This window comes from Phytoactinopolyspora endophytica (genome assembly GCF_004138495.1).
In the GTDB taxonomy this organism is placed as follows: Bacteria; Actinomycetota; Actinomycetes; order Jiangellales; family Jiangellaceae; genus Phytoactinopolyspora; species Phytoactinopolyspora endophytica.
Genome location: NZ_ML142852.1, coordinates 131,717 through 133,270 on the forward strand (window position 1 = coordinate 131,717; position 1,554 = coordinate 133,270).

At 62.9% G+C, this 1,554-nt stretch carries 2 protein-coding genes and 2 pseudogenes; all 4 read left to right on the forward strand.

Features of this window, described 5'->3' with window-relative positions; all coding sequences use genetic code 11:
• Positions 1–141 (forward strand): annotated as a pseudogene (locus ELR45_RS42600) (acyl-CoA dehydrogenase); the annotation flags it as partial.
• A 141-nt stretch (positions 142–282) separates the two neighbouring features.
• A complete protein-coding gene (locus ELR45_RS08950; protein ID WP_129665267.1) occupies positions 283–693 on the forward strand; it encodes a prevent-host-death protein in 411 nt (136 codons plus the stop codon).
• A gap of 59 nt (positions 694–752) precedes the next feature.
• Positions 753–1,118 (forward strand): hypothetical protein, encoded by a 366-nt coding sequence (locus ELR45_RS08955; RefSeq protein ID WP_205856278.1) that lies wholly within the window; start codon positions 753–755, stop codon positions 1,116–1,118.
• A gap of 159 nt (positions 1,119–1,277) precedes the next feature.
• Positions 1,278–1,554: pseudogene (locus ELR45_RS42035) on the forward strand (acyl-CoA dehydrogenase family protein); the annotation flags it as partial.

Here is a 1,554-nt window from a genome sequence, read left to right on the forward strand (position 1 = left end):
GGCGCGAACGGGATCTCGCTCGAGTACCCGGTGATCCGGCACATGAACAACCTCGAGTCGGTCCTCACGTACGAGGGCACCGTCGAGATGCACACGCTGGTCCTCGGCCAGGCGCTCACCGGTCACGCCGCCTTCCGCTGATAATGCCCGACCTGCTAACAGCCCTCGGATGTCGCGCGAAAGTGCCCTGAAGGTGGCGTGTGACCCCGAGGAAGGGGTACGTTGAAGGCAAGTACGTGACGTACTTAACGTACCTCACTCATTCTGGCTCGGAGGACATGCATGACGCTCGCGCACTATGACAGCTATACAGAGGCCCGCACTCATTTCAAAGACCTCTTGGACAACGCAGCGGCCGGTCGGCCCGCCACGGTGCGGCGAGAGTCTGGACGCGCCGCAGTCGTCGACGCAGAACGGCTCCGTTACGCTCTCTCGCGCCTCGTTTCGTCTCGCGCCGAAGTTGTCGCAGAAGCGGGAGGGTGGTCCGTCTTCATCCCGGGGCTTCCTATTTCCGCAGATGGGGCGACGTTCGACGAAGCGATCGATGAAATGATCGACGCATTGCGTGACTACGCCGACGACTGGATCGACCACCTCCGGCTCGCACCGAACCACGACAGCAACTGGGGACTCGTGCAGTTGATCTCGCTCAGCGACAACGACCAGCTACGCGACTGGCTGGTCACCCGATGAACCAGTGGCCAACGGCCACTCGAGCCGATCATCAGAAGTTCTGCGAGACCGAGAACTGGATGAGGATCAAGGACGCTCAAGGGCGAACAGGCACCCACCACCTCACGTACGAACTGCCCCTTCCCGATGGGCGCGTCCTACGAACGCGGATCTCACATCCACCAGACCGGACCGACTACGGCAAGCGGCTGTGGAGTCACATACTCAAAGACCAGTTGGACGTTATCGAGGCCGAATTCTGGGCATGCGTGCACGACGGGGCCACACCTGATCGAGGTAGCCCGGTGAAGACCGAGGAAAGCGTACCTGCACAGCTCGTACACATCCTCCTCAACGACATCCGGCTGCCTGAGGCCGAAGTGGCGAAAATGTCCAAGCAGGACGCCATCGACCGCGTCAACCTGTATTGGACCGAGGGTGAGTGAACTGTGCTTACCCAGCGCCGTTGATACTCCGTACGCCGATCTCGATCGTCTGGTGGCCGACCTTGCCCCAGCCAACACCAGCCGATCGCGTGGCCGAGCGACCACACCGCCGCCGCGGATGCTGCTGGTGACCCAGGGCCAACGATGATTTCGATTCGAGCAGTTTTGCCGCTCGCATCGGAGCACGTCTCGCCACTGTCCTGCTTGAACGAGGCCCGGTACGGGATCGTCTGGGGCGCGATGGGCGCTGCCCGCTCCGCGTTCGAGTCCGCTCTGGGCTACGCGGGCGAGCGCGAGCAGTTCGGAAAGCCGATCGGCGGCTACCAGCTGACTCAGCAGAAGCTCGCCTACATGGCCGTCGAGCTGGTCAAAGGCCAGCTGCTGGCGCTGCATCTCGGACGCCGCAAGGACGCCGGCCGGCTCCGCCACGAGCAGG

What these genes read in the sequence shown, in the direction of transcription:
- ELR45_RS08950 (WP_129665267.1), top strand. Translation starts at nt 283, where the DNA reads ATGACGCTCGCGCACTATGACAGCTATACAGAGGCCCGCACTCATTTC.
- ELR45_RS08955 (WP_205856278.1), top strand. Translation starts at nt 753, where the DNA reads ATGAGGATCAAGGACGCTCAAGGGCGAACAGGCACCCACCACCTCACG.